This is a genomic window from Sulfurisoma sediminicola, from assembly GCF_003865015.1.
Taxonomy (GTDB): Bacteria; Pseudomonadota; Gammaproteobacteria; order Burkholderiales; family Rhodocyclaceae; genus Sulfurisoma; species Sulfurisoma sediminicola.
Genome location: NZ_BHVV01000008.1, coordinates 253007 through 272916, shown reverse-complemented (window position 1 = coordinate 272916; position 19910 = coordinate 253007). Strand labels below are relative to the sequence as shown.

The following is a 19910-nucleotide window of genomic DNA, read 5'->3' as shown; positions in this document are numbered from 1 at the left end:
TGACCAGGCGAAATTTTTACGCCGTTTATATACGCCATGTAGGACACTTCCGGCATCACATTTCGGTTCGGCCTGCCGCTCATGAATTCGATATTGCCATCGGGCTGGCGTAACGCCCGGTATCTCCTTGCTACAGCACTCTGTGTCCTGATGACACTCGGCACGCTCCCACTGCGGGAGTTGCTGGATGTCGCCAACATCGTGATGCTGTTTCTGCTGACCGTGTTCGTCGCCGCCGTATGGCTGGGCCGCGGGCCGTCCGTCCTGGCGGCATTCTTGAGCGTCGCGCTGTTCGACTTCTTCTTCGTTCCGCCCCACTTGTCGTTCGCGGTCACCGATGCACAGTACGTAGTGACGTTCGCAGTCATGCTGGCCGTGGGTCTGATTACCTCCCATCTGGGTGCTCGGCTCTCGGAGCAGACGGAGCAGGCACAAGCGCGGGAGCGCGATACCCGTGTTCTGTACGAACTGGCAAAGGATCTTGGCGGCGCCCTGTCAGTTGGGCAAGTCGCCGAAGTAACGAAGCGCTTCCTTGGCGGGGTCGATCTCGATGTCACGGTACTGGCGGCTGACGTCTTTGATGGCGAGACCACGTTCCAGGAATACGGTCGCCATCTGACCGAACTGGAGCGAAACTTCGCGCGTTCGGCCAACGAACGCCAGGCGATTGTCGAGACCGATTCCCTGGCCGGCACGGGGGTGGCCATCGTATTCCTGCCGCTGCGTGCCCCGACGCATGTTCGCGGGGTTCTGGCGGTGGCGCCGAGGACAGACGATGCCGAGAGCGTCCGATCCCATCGGCCCTTGCTTGAAGCTGTCGCATCGCTCGTCGCCCTCACCATCGAACGGCTTCACTATGCCGAGGCAGTTCGGCATGGAGAATTGGAGGTGGCCGCGGAAAGACTTCGCACGTCCATCCTCTCGTCTTTGTCTCACGACCTGCGTACGCCCCTGACCAGCCTTGTCGGACTTGCCGACACCCTGGTGCAAGAGCAACCGCCGTTGCCAGAGAGAGTTATCGAAACTGCCGGCATTATCCGAGACCAGGCCCACTCGATGCATCACTTGCTGTCTAACCTGCTTGAAATGGCGCGATTGCAGGCAGGCAACATCATGCTCAACCGGGAGTGGCAACCGTTCGAGGAGATAGTCGGCTCCAGCACGCGGCTGCTCTCCATCCCTCTTGCCAAGCGAAAGCTCGAGATCGACCTGCCCCGCGATCTACCCCTAGTGTATTTCGACGCCGTCCTTCTGGAACGTGTCGTCTGCAATCTCCTGGAGAACGCCGCAAAGTATTCCCGGGATGGGGCGCGAATCCAGTTGATCGCCCGCGTTTCCGAAAACGGGTTCGACGTCGCCGTGTGCAATGACGGCCGGGGCTTCCCGGAAGATCGGGTCGATCAGGTCTTCGAACTATTCGTGCGGGGCGAGCGTGAACCCGCCGTAGCGGGAACAGGCATGGGCCTGGCAATCTGCAAGGCCATCATTGCCGCCCATGGCGGCACGATTACGGCCGAGAATCGCCCGGGTGGCGCTTGCGTACGCTTCACCCTTCCACTCGGCACCCCTCCGGTCATGGAGGAGGAGGCCCCGTCATGAGCGAGACGAAGCCACGGGTGCTCGTTGTCGAGGATGAGCCGCAGATTCGCCGCTTTGTTTGCGATGCCGTGCGGCGGGATGGTTGCACCTTCAGCGAGGCAGGCACTGCCCGACAGGGACTGGACGAAGCGGCCGGCGGCAAGATCGATCTGGTGATTCTCGATCTTGGTCTGCCCGACATGAACGGCATCGAATTCATCCGTGACCTGCGTACATGGTCGCATGTGCCGATCCTCATTCTCTCCGCCAGAACAGCAGAGCAGGACAAGGTCGCCGCACTCGACGCCGGCGCGGACGACTATCTTTCCAAGCCGTTCGGTGTCGGAGAACTGCTCGCACGGGTCCGTGCCCTGATCAGACGACATGGGCAAAGCGGCGAAGCCAGGCCCCACCACAGATTCGGCGATGTGGTGGTGGATCTCTCCCGACGTGTCGTCAGCCGGAACGGCGTGGAGATTCACCTGACGCAGATCGAGTATCGCCTGCTTGCGGTCATGCTCGCCAACAGCGGCAAGGTCATGACCCATAGGCACCTGATGCAGGAGGTATGGGGACCAGGGCATGCCGACCAGGGGCATTACCTTCGAGTCTACGTTGGCCGTTTGCGCCAGAAGCTTGAGACCGACCCCGCCCAGCCGCAGCACTTTCTGACCGAGACCGGCGTCGGCTACCGATTTCAATCCTGAACCAAGAGGTAACTCATGTCCGCAAACACTACGGAAAGCCGTGTGGCCGCGCTATCGCTGGCGGCCCTGGGCGTTGTCTATGGCGACATCGGAACCAGTCCGCTGTATGCACTGAAGGAAGTCTTCGGCGGGGCGCACCACCCGGTGCCGATCACGCCTGACAACGTGCTGGGCATCCTTTCCCTGATCTTCTGGTCGCTGATGGTGGTGGTCAGCCTCAAGTACGTGCTGTTCATCACGCGCGCGGACAACAAAGGGGAGGGCGGCATCATGGCCTTGATGGCGCTCGCCTTGCGTCCGATGGAGCAGGGATCGCTACGCCGCAAGGCGATCATCGTGCTCGGTCTTTTCGGAGCTGCACTGTTCTATGGCGACGGTGTCATTACCCCGGCAATTTCCGTCCTGTCGGCGGTCGAGGGCCTGGAGGTCGCCACGCCGGCACTCAAGCCTTATGTGTTGCCGATTTCGCTGGTGATCCTGGTGATCCTGTTCGCGGTTCAGCGGCACGGCACGGCGGCGGTCGGCACGTTGTTCGGCCCGATCATGGTGCTGTGGTTCGTTACGCTGGGAGCGCTCGGCATTATCAGCATCGCTCACGACCCCGGGGTGCTGCGTGCGCTCGGTCCGTGGCACGCCATCCGCTTCTTCGAGGCCAATCCCGTCCTCGGGTTCTTTGCCCTGGGTGCCGCCGTGCTCGCACTGACGGGTGCCGAAGCGCTCTATGCGGACATGGGGCATTTCGGCCGCAAGCCGATTCAGCTTGCCTGGTTCGGCCTGGTCCTGCCGGCGCTCTTGCTTAACTACTTCGGCCAGGGTGCATTGCTGTTGCGCGATCCGCAGGCGATCGCCAACCCGTTCTACCTGTTGGCACCCGACTGGCTGCTGTATCCGATGGTCGCACTGGCCGCCGTGGCTACGGTGATCGCCTCGCAGGCAGTGATCTCCGGCGCCTTCTCGATCACGCAGCAGGCCATCCAGCTCGGCTTCTCGCCGCGCATGGAAATCAGCCATACGTCCGATCAGCAGATCGGCCAGATCTACCTGGGGAGCATCAACTGGACGCTGCTGGTGGCGGTGATCGCGCTGGTTGTCGGTTTCGGCAGTTCCTCGAATCTGGCGGCGGCCTATGGCATTGCCGTTACGGGCACCATGTTCATCACCGACCTGCTGGCATTCGTCGTTGCGAGGTATGTCTGGGGCTGGTCGTTCTGGCGGGCATTTCTCGGCGCGCTGCCCTTCGCCATCATCGATCTGGCGTTCTTCTCCGCCAACTCGGTCAAGATCGCCGATGGCGGCTGGTTCCCCTTGATATTTGGCCTTGGCGTCTACCTACTGCTTTCAACCTGGAAGCGGGGTCGCGACTTGCTCAGTGCACGTCTGGCGGCCGATGCGATGGATATGAAGTCGTTCGTGTCCGGGATCGATGGGGCGGTAGCTCGTGTCCCAGGTACGGCGGTTTTCCTGACGCCAAATCTCGATAACGTGCCGCATGCGATGCTGCACAGCCTCAAGCATTACAAGGCGATGCACGAACGGGTCGTACTCGTTTCCGTGAACATTCTCGACTCTCCCCATTTCACGGAAGCCAAGCGGGTCACGGTAACCCGTCTGCAGAACCAGTTTTGGCAGGTCCGCGTGTTGTACGGATTCATGGAACAGCCGGTGTTACCTGAGGCGCTCAACCAGTGTGCCGAGGACGGCCTGGTTCTCGATCCCATGGATACATCCTTCTTCCTCGGTCGGGAAACGCTGATTCCGCGACTGAACTCGGAGATGTGTTTCTGGCGCGAGAAGATTTTCGTCGGGATGTTCCGCAATGCGGGCAGTGCCGCCAGTTTCTTCGGCCTTCCGGCCAACCGCGTGGTCGAACTGGGTACTCAAGTCGTTCTATAGGGCTGGCGGGTCGCTCAATAGCGGAAGCGAATGTCCTGGGTTGAACGAATGTCGTCCGCCCGAAGACGCACTACACGCCCTGCTTGAGGCTGGCCTCGATGAAGGCGTCGAGGTCGCCGTCGAGCACCTTCTGGGTGTTGGAAATCTCGACGTTGGTGCGCAGGTCCTTGATGCGGGAATTGTCGAGCACATAGCTGCGGATCTGGTGGCCCCAGCCGACGTCGGTCTTGCCGGCTTCCAGCTTGTCGGCCTCGGCCTGGCGCTTGCGCAGTTCAAGTTCGTAGAGGCGCGATTTCAGCATGGCCATGGCCTCGGCGCGGTTGCGATGCTGCGAGCGGTCGTTCTGGCACTGCACGACGATGCCGGTGGGGGCGTGGGTGATGCGGATGGCCGAATCGGTCTTGTTGATGTGCTGGCCGCCGGCGCCGGAGGCGCGGAAGGTATCGACGCGCAGGTCGGCGGGATTGATCTCGACCTCGATGGAGTCGTCGATTTCAGGATAGACGTAGAGGCTGGCGAAGGAGGTGTGGCGGCCACCCGAGGAATCGAAGGGCGACTTTCGCACCAGGCGATGCACGCCGGTCTCCGTACGCAGGTGGCCGTAGGCGTAGTCGCCCTCGACCTTGAGCGACGCGCTGCGGATGCCGGCGACGTCGCCGTCGGTCTGTTCCAGAATCTCGGTCTTGAAGCCCTTGCGCTCGCAGTATTTGAGGTACTGGCGCAGCAGCATCGACGCCCAGTCGCAGGCCTCGGTGCCACCGGCGCCGGCCTGGATGTCGATGAAGCAGTTGTTGGGGTCGGCCGGATTGGCGAACATGCGGCGGAATTCGAGCGTACCGACGCGTTCGTCGAGGCCGGCGAGGTCGCTTTCGATCGAGATCAGCGTGTCGTCGTCATCCTCGCCGCGGGCGAGGTCGAGCAGGTCCTGCGCGTCGATCAGTTGCTGCGCGATATCGCGCAGCGTGACAACGACGTTTTCGAGGGACTTCTTTTCCTTGCCCAGGGACTGGGCGCGCGGGGCGTCGTCCCAAACCTTGGGGTCTTCGAGTTCGCGCGAGAGTTCTTCGAGTTTCGATGCCTTGGCATCGTAGTCAAAGATACCTCCGCAGTTCGGTCTCGCGACGCTTCAGATCGGCGAGACGGTTGGCGATGGCGTTGAGGCGTTCGGCTTCCATGGGGGGTCTTTTCTTCGATTCGTCGATAAGGCGGCATTTTAATCTTCGGCGTCCTGCCAGCGCCGACTTTCTTGGGCTATCCCGTGGATTGCGCCGCCACCCTCTTCAATACTGGGCCGGCTTGGACTTCGATTTCGACTTCTTCTTGCCGGACGATTTCTTGCTCGACTTCTTCGTCCCCTTCGCGGAGGACTTCTTGCCGGCCTTGGTTCCTTTCTTCTTCGCAGTCGGTGCCTTGCCATTGCTGGCCTTCGTCGCCGGGGCATCCGTTGCGGTGCGCGCGGTCGCGGCGGAAGGGGAGGCCGGCTGCGCGGCGGGCGCTTGCGGTGCCGCGGCCGTCTGGAGGACGATGGGTTGGGGCGGCTGAACGGCCGGGGTGGCGGCCGTGGTCAGGGTGGCGGTGGCAGCAAGGCAGCTGCCGGCGAAGAGGGCGAGAAGCTTGGATGGGTTCATCGTTTGGCCAAGGTATGGAGAGGTTGAGAAAAAGCCCAAATCCTAAGCCTGCGCCAAGGCTCGAAACGTCGGGACAGAGGCCGGAAAATGGCGCGAATTTCAATCTGACATTCGCCTGACGATGGCCTTGCGCGCTTCCTCGAGGACGCCCAGCGCCAGCGCGAACGGCAGCGCGAACAGCCAGACCTCGGCCGCCAGCGGCGCCGTGCCGAACAGGCGGTTGCCCCAGGGGGTGTAGACGATGGCCAGCAGCAGCAGGAACTCGAAAGCGAGGCCGGCGAAAAGCAGCCGGTTCTCGAACAGGGGGAAACGCCACGCCGGCAGCAGCGGATGGCGGCAGACGAAGATGTTGACCATCTGCGTTAGCACGATGCCGGCGAAGCAGGCTGTGGTGGCCTGGAGATAGATGGGATCGGCGGGGGCGAACGTCTGACCGTAGTGCCAGCCTGCCGCGTCGAGGACGAAGAAAAAGGTGGCCATTGCCGCCAGCGCTTCGAGCGGGCCGAGGAAGCCGTAGGCGCGGGCGAACATCGGCCAAGTAAAAAGATGTTCATCGCGTCGTCGCGGCGGGCGGCGCATGAGATCGCTGTGTGGTGGTTCGGCGCCGAGCGCGAGCGCCGGTATGGTGTCCGTCCCCAAATCGATGGCGAGAACCAGGATAGCTGTCAGCGGCAATGGGATGCGGAACAGCACGAAGGCGAGAAAGGGTACCAACTCGGCAAAGTTGTGCGTGAAGATGTAGGTGATGAACTTGCGGATGTTCTCGAACACCGCGCGGCCTTCCTCGATGGCGTTGACGATGGTGCCGAAGTGATCGTCGAGCAGCACGATGTCGGCAGCCTCGCGGGCGACATCGGTGCCGGAGAGGCCCATGGCGATGCCGATGTCGGCCGTTTTCAGCGCCGGCGCGTCATTGACGCCGTCGCCGGTCACCGCGACGATCTCGCCCTTGCGCTGCAGGGCCTGGACGATGAGCATCTTCTGCTCGGCGCTGACGCGGGCGAAGAGGATCTCCGGCGCGTCGAGCGCGAGTTGCAGGCTGGCCGGATCCATCCGCCGCACCTCGTCTCCGGTCAGTACGGTCGGCGCGGACGTACGCACCACGTCCACTTCCCTGGCCAGCGCCACCGCCGTGTGCGGATGGTCGCCGGTGACCATGATCACGCGGATGCCGGCCTCGTGGCAGCGATTCACGGCCTCATGCACGTCGGGGCGCGGCGGGTCTTCGAGGCCGATCAGGCCGCACAGCTCGAGGCCGTCCTCGCTCGGTTCGCCGGCCCCGGCCGCGAGCGGCTTCCACGCCAGCGCCAGCACGCGCAGGCCGCGGTCGGCCATGTCGTTCTGGGCGCGGCGCAGGGTTTCCTGTGCTTGCGCGTCGAAGGGGCGCGAGACGTCGCCTTCGAGCCATGTCGAGCACAGCGGCAGGACGGTTTCGGGGGCGCCCTTGCACCAGAGGAATTCGCTGCCCGCCGTTTCGCGGGTGATGACCGACATGCGCCGCCGCTCGGCGTCGAAGGGGATTTCCCCGGCGCGGCTGCCGAGTTCGGGAATTTCGCCGGCGAACTGCCAGAGGGCGATTTCCATGGGGTCGCCGCTGGGCGCGCCGTTGGGAAACTTGAGGCTGTGGCAGAAGCGGGCGACGGCGCGCAGGTGCAGGTCGTAGGCGCGCGGCCAGCGTTCAGCGGCGAGGCGATGGCAGCCGGCGACGAAGAGTTCGCGCACCGTCATGCGGTTCTGGGTCAGCGTGCCGGTCTTGTCGGTGAGGATGACCGTTGCGCTGCCCAGCGTTTCGACTGCCGGCAGGTGGCGCACCAGGGCATTGCGCCGGGCCATGCGCTGCGTCGCCAGGGCCAGGGAGAGGGTCACCGTCGGCAGCATGCCCTCAGGCACGTTGGCGACGATGATGCCGATGGCGAACATGAAGTTCGCCCAGAAGGGCAGGCCGATGGCCTGACCGATGGCGAAGAACACCAGGCCGAGGGTAAGCGCCAGCAGGGCCACGAGGCGCGAGACGCGGCGGATCTCCTTCTGCAGCGGTGACTCGACTTCGCCGGCCGTCTGGGTCAGGTGGGCGATGCGGCCGAACTCGGTGCGCATGCCGGTGGCGAATACCACGGCGCTGCACTCGCCCGAGACGATCAGGGTGCCGGCGAGCACCAGGGCCCGCGCCGCGAGCGGATCGGGGATCGCATCGCTGATGGCGTCGGCGCTGCGGGCCTTGGGCCGAGACTCGCCGGTCAGCGTAGCGAGGTTGACGCGCAGCCCCCAGCTCTCGATCAGGCGGCAGTCCGCCGGCACCTTGGCGCCTTCGGCCAGCAGCACGATGTCGCCCGGCACCAGTTCGGCCGCCGGCACTTCCAGGGTAAGGCCGTCGCGCCGCACCTGTACCTGCTGCGGCAGCAGCTGGCTCAGCGCGGCCAGCGCCGCTTCCGCGCGCCAGGCCTGCCAGAAGGAAAAGCAGCCATTGACGACGATGACGCCGACGATGGCCAGTCCCAGTTCCGCCATGCCCTGGCCCGGGCCGAAATGCTCGGCAACGAGCGCCAGCGCCGCCGCCAGCCAGAGGATGAGCGCGAAGAAGTGGGTGAACTCGCGGGCGAGCGTCAGCCACACAGGATCGCGGGCCGCGGGCTCGACCCGGTTGGGGCCGAATTCTGCCAGCCGCCGCCGGGCCTCGGCGGCGCTCAGCCCCTGCGGTCCGCTGCCCAGCGCGGCCAGCGCGGCGTCCGGCGACTGCTCGGCGATGTGCGGGACGGGCGGGTTCATGGGCGCAGTTCGCCGACTTGCGAGCTAGGCTGGTTCGAAGTGCTCGATCACCAGCTGCAGGCTCTCGATGCCCATGTATTCGTTGGCGTCGATGCGGAAGGCGGCGCGGATGCGCGCTGGCGCAGGCTCGGCGCAGTTGAAGCGGATCGCCTCGTAGCGGGCCTTGCCCTTCCTCAACGCCAGTTTGAGGTGTTTGTCCTTGAGCAGCTTCTGGCTGGCCACCTCGAACTCGTCGGCGAACATCGGCGCGGGAAAGCCCTGGCCCCAGATCTCGTTGCGCAGCAGCTGGGCGCTGGCCAGCGAGAGGTAGCCGGTCTCGAGCGGGCCGTCGGTTTCCAGCGTGCGCGAAAGCTGCGCCGGCGTCAGCAGGCCGCGGGCGATCTCTTCGAACAGTTGCTCGAACTCGGTCAGCCTGTCCTCGAGCAGCGTCACCCCGGCGGCGGCGGCATGGCCGCCGAAGCGCAGCAACAGGTCGGGTGCGCGCTTGGCGACGAGGTCGAGCGCGTCGCGCAGGTGCAGGCCGGGGATGGAGCGGCCCGAACCCTTCACCTGTTCATCGTCGCCGCGGGCGAAGGCGAAGGTCGGGCGGTGCAGCCTTTCCTTGACGCGGCCGGCGAGGATGCCGACCACGCCCTGGTGCCAGTCCGGGTCGAACAGCGTCAGGCTGGCGCGGCTGGCGGCGTCGATGCTCTCGATGAAGGTCTCGGCGCCGGCCTGCATGCCGGCCTCGATGCTGCGGCGCTCGCGGTTGAGGGTGTCGAGCTCGGTGGCGATGTTCATGGCGCGGCCGGCGTCGTCGGTGATCAGGCACTCGATGCCCAGCGCCATGTCGGCCAGGCGCCCGGCGGCGTTGAGGCGCGGGCCGAGGGCGAAGCCGAGGTCGAAGGTGCTGGCCTGGCGCGGGTCGCGGCCGGCCACGGCGAAGAGGGCGCGCACGCCCGGCTGCATTTTTCCGTCGCGCATGCGATTGATGCCCTGCGCGACCAGCACGCGGTTGTTGCGGTCGAGCGGCACCACGTCGGCGACGGTGCCGAGGGCGACGAGGTCGAGCAGGGCGGCGAGGTTGGGCTCGGGCTTGTCCTTGAAGGCGCCGCGGCCGCGCAGCTCCGCGCGCAGCGCCAGCATCACGTAGAACATCACGCCGACGCCGGCGATGGCGCGGCTGGCGAAGCTGCAGCCGGGCTGGTTGGGATTGACGATGACCGCGGCGGCGGGCAGCTCGGGCCCCGGCAGGTGGTGGTCGGTGATCAGCGTGGCGATGCCCAGACGATTGGCTTCGGCCACGCCCTCTCGGCTTCCGATGCCGTTGTCGACGGTGACGATGATGTCGGGCTTCTGCTGCGCGGCGAGTCTTGCCACCTCGGGCGAGAGGCCGTAGCCGAGCTTGAAGCGATCCGGCACCAGGTAGTCGACATTGGCGCCGAACAGCCGTAGCGCGCGGATGCCGACGGCGCAGGCGGTGGCGCCGTCGCAGTCGTAGTCGGCGACGATCAGCAGTTTCTTGTTCTGCACGATGGCGTCGGCCAGCAGTCGCGCCGCCTCGGCGGCACCCTTGAGCGTGTCCGGCGGCAGCAGGGCGGCGAGGCGGGTATCGAGCTCATCCGCCGCGGCTACGCCGCGCGCGGCGTAGAGCCGCGCCAGCAGCGGATGCACGCCGGCCTGCTCGAGCGTCAGGCGGGCGCGGGTGGGGACGGGGCGGAGGGCGATGCGGGTCATGCTGCCGCCGGGCCGTCCCAAGGCAGCATGCGCCCCCCCGTGGGGGGCAGCGTCCGCAAGGGATACCGTCCCCGGCAACGCCGGGGACATAAACGAAGTGAGCGTGGGGGGCTCTTTGTCATGGCGCGATGACATCCAGCAGCGACCGCGGCCGGCGCCAGAAGCGCAGCGCGTCGCCGCGCGTGAGTTCGAGATCCAGCGTGGTTTCGTCGCCGAGCGCGGTGAGGATGAGTTTCTTCACGCGTCCGCCGCGCAGGGCGGCGGCGAGCGGGGCGAGGCGCTCGCGGTCGAGGGTGACCATGGCGTCGCGCCAGGCCTGGGCATCGAGCTGCTGGGCCGGGGGCTGCAGGCGCCCCTCGATCAGCAGCGTGCTGCCGGCGGCCGGCAGGGCGTCGCTGGCGGGCTGCCAGGACACGCCGGCATGGCGGGCCAGGCCGCGCGCCAGCGTGCCGCCACCGCCGACTTTTTGGTAGGCCGCGCGGGTGGTCGCGGGCAGGCGGCCGGTGCCCCAGAACCAGAGCGTGTTGATGGTGGGCAGGCCGGCATCCTCGCGGCGGCGGTTGAGATCGAGCGCGTGCAGCGCGATCTGCACCTCGTTGGCGAGACGGACCCAGCGCGCGGCGTCCGCTCCGCGCGGCAGCAGTGCGGCGGCGCCGCGGCCGACCACCGCGGCGAGCGGCGGGACGTCGATGTCGGCCGGCGCGGCGAGTTCGATGTAGCCGTGGCCCGAGTGCCGCAGGGAAAAGCGGCCGACCGCCGCAAAAGTCGGCGTCAGCGCCACGGTGATTGCGGCGATCTCGTCGGCCTGCAGCTCGAGTCGAGCGGGGTCGGCCAGCGTCGGGTGGCCGTGCTCGAAGGCGAGGTGGGCGGGGTCGGCGCAGATCCAGTCGGCATTTCCCGGCTGGCCATCCTCGCCGAGCAGGCGCAGTGCGGCGGCAGGCACGGCTGCGTCATGGCCGAAGCGGCGCGACAGCCAGTCTTCGAAGGTGAGCGGGGAAGAATGACTGTGACGCCCGCGACCGAGCAGCCAGGACAGCACCGGCAGCTCGAGATCGAACATCACGTCGGGCAGCGCCCTGGCCGGCCAGAGCAGGCCGGGCAGCGCCAGATGGACTTGCATGGGGCCATGTTAACATGTGCCCCCACGCTCACTGCCGTTCGCTGCCCCCACGGGGGGCGTCGCCTTCCCCGGGGGCGGCCCTTCGCAAGGCTACATGCACCCCGACCATGCTTCCCTTCCGCTACGAGCTCTTCATCGGCCTGCGCTACACCCGCGCCAAGAAACGCCTGACGGGCCGCAACCATTTCATCTCCTTCATCTCGCTGATCTCCATGCTGGGCATCGCGCTCGGCGTGGCGGCGCTGATCGTGGTGCTGTCGGTGATGAACGGCTTCCAGAAGGAACTGCGCACGCGCATCCTCGGCGTCGCCTCCCACGTCCAGATAACGGCCGCCAGCGGCGAACTCGCGAACTGGCAGGTGCCCTTGCAGGCGGCGCAGCGCCACCCACGCGTCGAGGCCGCGGCGCCGTTCGTCCAGGCGCAGGCGATGCTCGCCTTCGACAGCCAGGTGCGCGGCGCGATGATCCGCGGCGTGTTGCCCGAGGCCGAGGACAAAGTCGCCGACTTCGCCCGCCACATGAAGATCGGTCGCCTCGATGCGCTCAAGGAGGGGGAGTTCGGCATCATTCTCGGCAGCGAGCTGGCGCGCGCGCTGCAGGTCTATGCCGGCGACAAGGTGGCGCTGATCGCGCCGCAGGGCCTGGTGACGCCGGCCGCCGTGCTGCCGCGCATGAAGCAATTCACCGTGGTCGGCATCTTCGAGGCCGGCATGTACGAGTACGACTCGGGCCTGGCGCTGATCCACATGGCCGATGCGCAGAAGCTCTATCGCATGGGCGACAACGTCTCCGGCGTGCGGCTCAAGGTCGACGATCTCTTCGCCGCGCCGCGCATCGCCCGCGAGCTGCTGCGCTACGTCGGTGCCGACGCTTTCATCTCCGACTGGACGCGCAGCCACGCCAACTTCTTCCGCGCGGTGCAGATCGAGAAGAACATGATGTTCCTGATCCTGCTGCTGATCGTCGCCGTCGCCGCCTTCAACATCGTGTCGACCCTGGTGATGATGGTGCAGGACAAGCAGCCGGACATCGCCATCCTGCGCACTCTCGGCGCGAGCCCGGGCAGCGTGATGGCGATCTTCATCGTCCAGGGCACGCTGATCGGCGTCATCGGCCTGGCCATGGGCGTGGCCGGCGGCGTGGCGCTGGCGCTCAACATCGACGTCGTGGTGCCGGCACTGGAGCGGGTGTTGGGCATCCATTTCCTCGCCAAGGACGTCTATTACATTTCCGACCTGCCATCGGACCTGCAGTGGCGCGACGTCGGCGTGATCAGTGGCGTCTCCTTCCTGCTGACGCTGCTGGCGACGCTCTACCCGAGCTGGCGGGCCTCGCGCGTCAATCCCGCAGAGGCCTTGCGCTATGAGTAATCCCGTTCTGGCCTGTACCGGCCTGTCCAAGCTTTTCCGCCAGGGCGATGCAGAACTGCCGGTGCTCGCCGGCATCGACCTGAAAGTCGGTGCCGGCGAGACGGTGGCCATCGTCGGTGCCAGCGGCTCGGGCAAGAGCACGTTGCTGCACCTGCTCGGCGGGCTCGATGCGCCGTCGGCCGGCACGGTCGAGTTGCTGGGGCGCGACCTGTTCAGGGCGAGTGAGGTCGAGCGCGGCCACTTGCGCAACGGGACGCTGGGTTTCGTCTATCAGTTCCATCACCTGCTGCCCGAATTCACTGCGGTCGAGAACGTGGCGATGCCGCTGCTGATCCGGCGCATGCCGCGGGCCGAGGCCGAGGCGCGGGCGGCGGCGGTGCTCGGCGAGGTCGGGCTGGGCCAGCGCTTGCAGCATCGGCCGGGTGAGCTGTCGGGTGGCGAGCGCCAGCGCACTGCCGTGGCGCGGGCATTGGTAACGCGGCCGGCGTGCGTGCTGGCCGACGAGCCGACCGGCAACCTCGATCGCCGTACGGCGGAGGGGGTCTTCGAACTGATGCTTGCCCTCAATCGGGAACGCGGCGCGAGCCTGGTGATCGTGACCCACGACATGGAACTCGCGGCGCGGGCCGATCGCGTCCTGCGCCTGCAGGACGGACGGCTCGCCGAATAGGCGCGTCGCCGCGCCGTCAATCCTTCCGTGCGGGTGCCCGGTACCAGTCTTCCGGCTTGACCACCTTGGCCTCCGCGCCATCGGTCATGTAATGCGGTGACATGATCTGGACGCCGTGCTCGTTGAAGACGTCCTGGATGTTGGCATGCAGCGTGGTGAGCACCTCGGCGCGCGAGCTGGCCGTGGTCGGGATGGCCTGCGCCACGAGGCGGTATTCGGGGTAGAAATCCGACAAGGCCGTCTGGAACACGCGCGGCGCCGGGTCCGCGAGGACGCCCGGGGTGCGCCTGGCGGCCTCGATCAGCATCGCCTCGATCTGCCGCCAGGGCGTGTCGTAGCCGATGGTCACCGTGGTGTCGACGATATAGCCGGCTCCCTTGACGGCGCGCGAATAGTTGCGGGTCACGTTGGAGGTGATCACCGAGTTGGGCAGGATCAGTTCCTCGCCCAGGCCGGTCCGGATGCGCGTCGTGAAGGCTCCCATCGCCGTCACGGTCCCCTCGTGTTCGGCGACGCGGACGTACTCGCCGGGGCGGATGGTGCGCGTGTAGGTCAGGATCAATCCGGAGAGGGCCTGCCCGATCACGCTGGTCGAGCCGAGCGAGACCATCAGGCCGAGGAGCACCGACAGGCCCTTGAATGCCTCGGTCTGCGCTCCCGGCAGGTAGGGGTAGGCCATGACGACCGCGAACAGCCAGACGACGATGCTGAACAGGCGGCGTGTCGTCGGCAGGGTGTCCGGGCTCAGCCACTCGAGTTCCGAGACGCGAGCCATGCGCTCGAGGAAGCCGCCGAGAAAGCCGATGAAGAAGCGGGCAAGCACGAAAATGGCGACGGCGGTGACGAGGCCGGGAATCGCATCCACCATGCCCTTGGCCAAGCCCTGGATCAGGGTCAGCAGATAGGTGTTGAGGCCCTCGCCCCAGGGGCGGGTGTAGGGGAAGCGCGAAAGCACGAAACTCAGCCATTCGTAGACCAGCAGCGCGATGATGAGCCAGCGCAGCAGGACCAGCAGGCGCAGAGCGAAGGGGATCAGGTACTGTTCTTCGAATATCCGGGTACCGCTGAGCGGACGCCTATGGACAGCCACTGCCGCAAATTTCTGCAGCGTCCTTCCCAGCCAGCCGCCGGAGCGAAGCAGCGGCCAGAGCAGCAGCGCGAAGACCAGCGTGGCGGCTGCCGACCAGGTCAGCGCCTTCAGCATCGCCTCGGTGCTCCTCGCTTCGCGGGTTTCGCCCACGACTTGTGCAAGCAGGTGTGCGGCCCGTTGGGCGGCAGCCTCGGCGCTCTCCTGCAGGCCGGCGTTGGCATCGTCTGTCGTGACGATGAAGGCCAGCTTGTTGTCGATCATCACCAACTGCCCCTCGGGGTTCGGCCTGACCTCCACTTTCAGGGGGCCGCCTTCGCGCAAGGCCGCGTCGATGAAGGTGCGTGCCCTCTCGGCGCGTGCGGTGGGCGAAGCCCCCAGGAAGGGGACGCGAAAGATGATGATTGCCCGGTTGAAGACTACGAGGGGTGCGATCGGGCCGGTGTAGGCGGCTTCACCGCTCGCGGGCTTTGCATCAGCCGCGGCGAGGACCGAAGAGGTACCGGCGATGAGCGCCAGCAGGACGAACAACAGCGTGCGTACGCTATGACCCATTTCGAATCTCCGAGGAATCCTTGTTCGGGGCGAGTGACACGATACCAAATCACTCGGGCCGTCGCTGTGTGCGATGCCGCCAGGCGCGCACCAGGTAGATGCGGTAGGCCAGCCGCATCGCCAGATAGCCGGCGACGGACAGCAGCGCGGCGAGCAGCACCAGTCCCACGGCCAGCGGCTTGCCGAGTTGCAACATCCAGCTGACCAGCGCCTCCACCCAGCCGAAGAGGCTGCCGGCGTAGTCGGGAGGCGCGACGAAGACCTCGCCTTCGCCGGGCAGTACCCACTTGCCCAGCTCGAACGCCACGACATAGAGCGGCACGATGGTCAGGGGATTGGTGTAGAGGGTGGTGAACAGCGCCAGCGGCAGATTGACGCGGAAGACCAGTGCGCAGATCGCCGCGCCCAGCATCTGGAACGGCCCGGGAATCAGGCCGCAGAACAGCCCGACGGCGACGGCTCCGGCGGCCGAATGCCGGTTGAGGTGCCACAGCCGCGGATGGAGCAGGGTATCCGCGAACGGCGCCAGCCACTTGTTGTCGTGGACGGCGGTATGGTCCGGCAGGTACTTGCGAAGGTGCTTGCGCATGCCTCGATTCTAGAGGTCGGGTCGCCGAATTGGGGTCTAATCACGAGTCATGCGCACCGTCGTCCTCGCCTTCGCCGCCGGCATAGGCTGGCTGCAATGGCAGCCGGCGTTGCCATCGGCGTTTCAGCTCGCCGTCTCGGCCATGATCGGCATCCCGTTGCTGGCGACGCTGCGGCTGCCGCGCTGGCGCGTACTCGGCGCGGTCGCGGCCTTCCTGCTCGGCATCGCATGGGCCGGCTGGCTCGCGGGCGAGCGCCTAGCCGAGTCACTACCCACGTCGCTGGAGGGACGGGACATCGAGGTCGTCGGTGTCGTCGCCGGCCTGCCGCAGCGTTACGACAACGGCTGGCGTTTCGACTTTGATATCGAGCAGGCGCCGGCAGCATTGCCGGCACGCGTTTCCCTGGCCTGGTATCGCGGGCTGCGTCGCGAGGAGGATGACGACAATCACGTCGCCCCCGAAATTCGCGCCGGCGAGCGCTGGCGGCTCAAGGTGCGGCTCAAGCGGCCGCACGGCAATCTCAATCCGCACGGCTTCGACTACGAGGCCTGGCTGTTCGAGCGCGGCATCCGTGCCACCGGCTACGTCCGCCCGGGCGACGGCAATGTCGGTCTCGATTCCCTGGTGGCGCGGCCGGCTTATGTCGTCGAGCGCCTGCGTCAGCTCGCGCGCGAACGCTTCGCCCGCGTCCTTGGCGACCCGCAGCAGGGCGGGGCGATTTACGGCGGGGTGCTGACGGCGCTGGCCATCGGCGACCAGCGCGCGATCGATGCGGAACTCTGGCGCGTCTTCGGCCGCACCGGAACCACCCACCTGATGTCGATCTCTGGCCTGCACGTCACCATGGTCGCCGGGCTCGGGTGGTGGCTGGCGTCATGGCTGTGGCGCCGCTCGGCACGGCTGCCGTTATGGCTGCCCGCGCAGAAGGCGGCAGCGGCGGCGGGATTTCTCGTCGCCTTGCTCTACTGCCTGCTCTCCGGCTTCGCCGTGCCGGCGCAGCGCACGCTCTACATGCTCGGCGTGGTGGCCGTCGCGCTGTGGTCCGGGCGCAGCGTGAGCGGCAGCCGCGTGCTGGCGTCGGCGTTGCTGCTGGTCCTGTTGCTCGACCCCTGGGCCGTGCTGGCGGCGGGCTTCTGGCTGTCCTTCGGCGCTGTCGGGCTGCTGTTCTACATCGGCGGCGGCCGCCTCGCGGGCGGTCACTGGCTCGCGATCTGGCTGCGTGCGCAATGGGCCATCACCCTCGGCATGATCCCCGCGCTGCTGGCCCTGTTCCAGCAGTTTTCGCTGGTCTCGCCGCTGGCCAATGCCGTCGCCATCCCGGTGGTGAGCCTAGTCGTGGCGCCGCTGGCGCTGGTCGGGGCACTGCCACTGACCGATCCGCTGCTGTGGCTTTCCCATGCGGTGCTGGCGGCGCTGATGGGCCTGCTGCAATGGCTTGCGGTGTCCGACTGGGCCGTGTGGCAACAGCACGCGCCACCGGCGTGGGCGGTGCTCGCCGGTACCGCCGGCGTGGCCTGGCTGCTGCTGCCGCGGGGCTTTCCCGCGCGCTGGCTTGGGCTGGTCGCGCTGCTGCCGCTGTTCCTGGTGCCGCCCGAGCGGCCGCCGGCGGGCGAGGCGAGTGTCGTCGTCCTCGACGTCGGCCAGGGCCTCGCGGTCCATGTGCAGACCGCGGGCCACGACCTGCTGTTCGATAGCGGGCCCGCCTTTTCGCCCGATGCCAACAGCGGCAACCGCATCATCGTGCCCTATCTGCGCGCGAATGGCGTGCGGCGACTGGACGCGATGGTCGTGAGTCACGCCGACCGCGATCACTCGGGAGGCGCACGTTCGGTGGCCGAGGAACTGCCGGTCGGGCGCCTGTTGACCTCGCTGCCCGACGGGCACGACCTGCTGGCGCTGCCGCTGGTGCAGCAGCCCTGCCGTGACGGCGCGGGCTGGGAGTGGGATGGTGTGCGGTTCGATTTGATCCATCCGGCGGCGGGCGATGCCGAGCGCTACCGCAAGAGCAACGACCTGTCCTGCGTGCTCAGGGTGACGGCGGCGGGACGTTCGGCCCTGCTGACCTCCGACATCGAGGCGCGCGCCGAAGCGGCGTTGCTGGCACGCCACGGCGAGCGGCTGGCCGCCGAGGTGCTGCTGGTGCCGCACCACGGCAGCCGCACCTCGTCGTCTCCGGATTTCGTCGCGGCCGTCGGCGCGAGGGAGACGATCTTTCCGGTGGGCTATCGCAACCGCTTCGGCCATCCCAAGGCCGAGGTCGTGGCGCGCTATGAAGGTACGCGGCAGTGGCGCTCTGACCGCGACGGCGCGCTGTCCGTGCGCCTGGGCGCCGCCGGCGTTACCATCATGGCCGAACGCGCCGAGCGGCGGCGCTACTGGCATGGGAGCTGAGAAATGCAGATGACACGGCGCAAGGTGAAGTGCCTGAGCCGGGCCGGATTCCACGACATGGCCTACGTCGAGTGGGGCGATCCGGGCAATCCGCGCGTCCTCGTCTGCGTCCATGGCCTGACGCGCTGCGGGCGCGACTTCGACTTCCTCGCGCAGGCGCTTGCCGCGGACTATCGCGTCGTCTGCCCCGATGTCGTCGGGCGCGGTGCCAGCAGTTGGCTGGCCGACAAGTCGCTCTACGGCATCCCCCAGTATTGCGCCGACATGACGGTGCTGCTGGCGCGGCTCGATGTCGAGACCGTGGACTGGCTCGGTACCTCGATGGGCGGACTCATCGGCATGACGCTGGCGGCCCAGCAGGACCCGCCGGTGGCCCGCCTGATCCTCAACGACGTCGGGCCGGTGCTGTCGGCTGCCGCCATCGCCCGCATCGGCGAGTATGTCGGCAAGATGCCGCACTTCCCCGATCCCCTGGCTGGCGAAGCGTGGCTGCGCGCGGTGCTGGCACCGTTCGGCGCGCTGGAAGATGCGCAGTGGCGTCATCTCGCCGAGCATTCCCTGCGGCGCGATTCGGACGGACAGTGGCAACTGCACTACGACCCGGGCATCGCCGAGCCATTCCGCGCCGCGATGGCGGCGGAGGGCGGGGCGCAGGACGTGACGCTGTGGCCCGTCTACGACGCGATCCGTTGCCCGACGCTGGTCGTCCGTGGCACGCAATCGGACCTGCTTTCGGCAGCGACCGCGGCCGAGATGGCGGCGCGGGGGCCGCGGGCACGGACCGTGGAGGTTTCCGGCGTCGGTCATGCGCCGGTGTTCACCGACGAGTTCCAGATCGGCATCGTTCGCGACTTTCTCGGCTCAGGTCCGGGGTCTCTGGGGTAGAATGCTCGCGTGGCGGGTCTCCCCGCATTGCGGGGTGGTGAACCTGGTCAGGTCCGGAAGGAAGCAGCCACAGCCATTAAACGCAAGTGCCGGGGGTCAGGCTCGCCACCCCTTTCTCCCGTGTTTCGCCAGGTCGAAACATCCCCTTACAAACTCTCGTCGCGTTGCAACAATGCGCTTACAGCGCGGCGCTCAAATGCGTCCATCGCCAGTCATTATCTGGGCGAGCATTCGACAGGAGATTGCAATGGAATCGAGCAAAAGCATTTTCATGAGCATCGTCGCCGCCGGCATTCTCGGCACGACCGCGGTCGCCTGGGCCCAACCGGGCATGGGTGGCATGGGCGGCATGGGCGGCATGGGCGGCATGGGCGGCATGGGCGGCGGCCCCGGCGGCTGCAACATGGGGCCGATGGCCCAAGGCGGCATGGGCGGCATGGGTGGCCAGGGGATGCGCCGCAGCGGCATGAAGTTCGATCCAGCCGCGCGCGCCGACCAGCATCTGACCTGGCTCAAGGCCGAGCTCAAGCCGACCGGGCAGCAGGAGCCGCTGTGGAACGCCTTCGCCGAAAAGGCCAAGGCGGAAGCGGGCAAGGGCATGGCCGCGATGCGTGACAAAGCGCAGGACGAGAAACTGACGGCGCCCGAGCGCATGGCGCAGATGAACGCGATCATGAAGGAGCGGCTGGCTGCGCACGAGGCGGTCACCGAGTCGTTCAAGCGTCTCTACGACAGCCTGACGCCCGAGCAGAAGAAGACGGCCGATACGCACATGGCCCGCATGGGCACCATGGGTGGTCCCCGCGGAGGGCGCGGCGGCCCGCCGCCGGCGAAGCCTGCCCAGCCTGGCCCGCAGGGATGAGCGCCTAGTCGCCACAGCTCAGTCGAGTTTGAACGGCTAATGGCCAAGGGCGCCCCGGTGGGGCGCCCTTTTTCGTTTGTTAGAATCCGTGG

Annotated in this window: 15 protein-coding genes and 1 other RNA gene; 9 read left to right on the top strand and 7 right to left on the bottom strand. The window is 67.0% G+C overall.

Annotation, left to right across the window (positions count from 1 at the left end; translation table 11 throughout):
• The first annotated feature begins 81 nt into the window (after positions 1-81).
• The 3 genes from EJE94_RS12800 to EJE94_RS12790 are packed head-to-tail and all read left to right on the top strand — an operon-like array spanning position 82 to position 4178.
• Positions 82-1599: a DUF4118 domain-containing protein gene (locus EJE94_RS12800; protein WP_121242085.1), complete on the top strand. Its 1518-nt coding sequence runs from the start codon at positions 82-84 to the stop codon at positions 1597-1599.
• Positions 1596-2285, top strand: a complete 690-nt coding sequence (locus EJE94_RS12795) for a response regulator (protein WP_121242083.1) — start codon at positions 1596-1598, stop codon at positions 2283-2285. The genes EJE94_RS12800 and EJE94_RS12795 overlap by 4 nt, the downstream gene beginning before the upstream one ends.
• A gap of 15 nt (positions 2286-2300) precedes the next feature.
• On the top strand, positions 2301-4178 hold the full coding sequence (locus EJE94_RS12790) for a potassium transporter Kup (protein WP_121242081.1): 1878 nt from the start codon (positions 2301-2303) through the stop codon (positions 4176-4178).
• 70 nt (positions 4179-4248) lie between these two features.
• On the opposite strand, the gene prfB is transcribed toward EJE94_RS12790, so the two are convergent.
• The 5 genes from prfB to EJE94_RS12765 form a co-directional block, all read right to left on the bottom strand.
• Positions 4249-5353 (bottom strand): peptide chain release factor 2 gene (gene prfB / locus EJE94_RS12785; RefSeq protein WP_121242078.1). Its coding sequence is split into 2 segments (ribosomal slippage): positions 4249-5271 and positions 5273-5353, totalling 1104 coding nucleotides; the frame shifts between segments, so codons are not numbered across the junction.
• Positions 5354-5458: 105 nt separating this feature from the next.
• Positions 5459-5806, bottom strand: a complete 348-nt coding sequence (locus tag EJE94_RS12780) for a hypothetical protein (protein ID WP_121242076.1) — start codon at positions 5804-5806, stop codon at positions 5459-5461.
• A gap of 99 nt (positions 5807-5905) precedes the next feature.
• The gene (locus EJE94_RS12775; RefSeq protein WP_121242074.1) at positions 5906-8572 is read right to left on the bottom strand and encodes a cation-translocating P-type ATPase; all 2667 of its coding nucleotides are present in this window, start codon (positions 8570-8572) and stop codon (positions 5906-5908) included.
• Positions 8573-8596: 24 nt separating this feature from the next.
• Positions 8597-10288, bottom strand: a complete 1692-nt coding sequence (gene recJ, locus EJE94_RS12770) for a single-stranded-DNA-specific exonuclease RecJ (protein ID WP_121242072.1) — start codon at positions 10286-10288, stop codon at positions 8597-8599.
• A gap of 118 nt (positions 10289-10406) precedes the next feature.
• On the bottom strand, positions 10407-11408 hold the full coding sequence (locus EJE94_RS12765) for a hypothetical protein (protein WP_121242070.1): 1002 nt from the start codon (positions 11406-11408) through the stop codon (positions 10407-10409).
• 107 nt (positions 11409-11515) lie between these two features.
• Here EJE94_RS12765 and EJE94_RS12760 point away from each other — a divergent pair, with 107 nt between their 5' ends.
• Both EJE94_RS12760 and lolD read left to right on the top strand, forming a co-directional pair.
• Positions 11516-12778, top strand: coding sequence for a lipoprotein-releasing ABC transporter permease subunit (locus EJE94_RS12760; protein ID WP_121242068.1), 1263 nt, complete (start codon positions 11516-11518; stop codon positions 12776-12778).
• Positions 12771-13448, top strand: coding sequence for a lipoprotein-releasing ABC transporter ATP-binding protein LolD (gene lolD / locus EJE94_RS12755; protein WP_121242066.1), 678 nt, complete (start codon positions 12771-12773; stop codon positions 13446-13448). Before EJE94_RS12760 ends, lolD begins: the two co-directional genes overlap by 8 nt.
• A gap of 16 nt (positions 13449-13464) precedes the next feature.
• Here lolD and EJE94_RS12750 read toward each other — a convergent pair whose 3' ends face one another.
• Positions 13465-15090 (bottom strand): mechanosensitive ion channel family protein, encoded by a 1626-nt coding sequence (locus EJE94_RS12750; RefSeq protein WP_121242064.1) that lies wholly within the window; start codon positions 15088-15090, stop codon positions 13465-13467.
• 49 nt (positions 15091-15139) lie between these two features.
• Positions 15140-15679, bottom strand: coding sequence for a DUF2062 domain-containing protein (locus EJE94_RS12745; protein WP_121242062.1), 540 nt, complete (start codon positions 15677-15679; stop codon positions 15140-15142).
• A 49-nt stretch (positions 15680-15728) separates the two neighbouring features.
• Between EJE94_RS12745 and EJE94_RS12740 the strand changes: the two genes are divergently transcribed.
• The 4 genes from EJE94_RS12740 to EJE94_RS12720 all read left to right on the top strand — a co-directional run bounded on the left by EJE94_RS12740 (position 15729) and on the right by EJE94_RS12720 (position 19818).
• Positions 15729-18071: a DNA internalization-related competence protein ComEC/Rec2 gene (locus tag EJE94_RS12740; protein ID WP_121242060.1), complete on the top strand. Its 2343-nt coding sequence runs from the start codon at positions 15729-15731 to the stop codon at positions 18069-18071.
• A gap of 3 nt (positions 18072-18074) precedes the next feature.
• Positions 18075-18956, top strand: coding sequence for an alpha/beta fold hydrolase (locus EJE94_RS12735; protein ID WP_207855969.1), 882 nt, complete (start codon positions 18075-18077; stop codon positions 18954-18956).
• Positions 18957-18967: 11 nt separating this feature from the next.
• An RNA gene (gene ffs, locus EJE94_RS12730) (signal recognition particle sRNA small type) lies at positions 18968-19066 on the top strand.
• A gap of 137 nt (positions 19067-19203) precedes the next feature.
• Positions 19204-19818: a Spy/CpxP family protein refolding chaperone gene (locus EJE94_RS12720; protein ID WP_133372256.1), complete on the top strand. Its 615-nt coding sequence runs from the start codon at positions 19204-19206 to the stop codon at positions 19816-19818.
• The last annotated feature ends 92 nt before the right edge of the window (positions 19819-19910 follow it).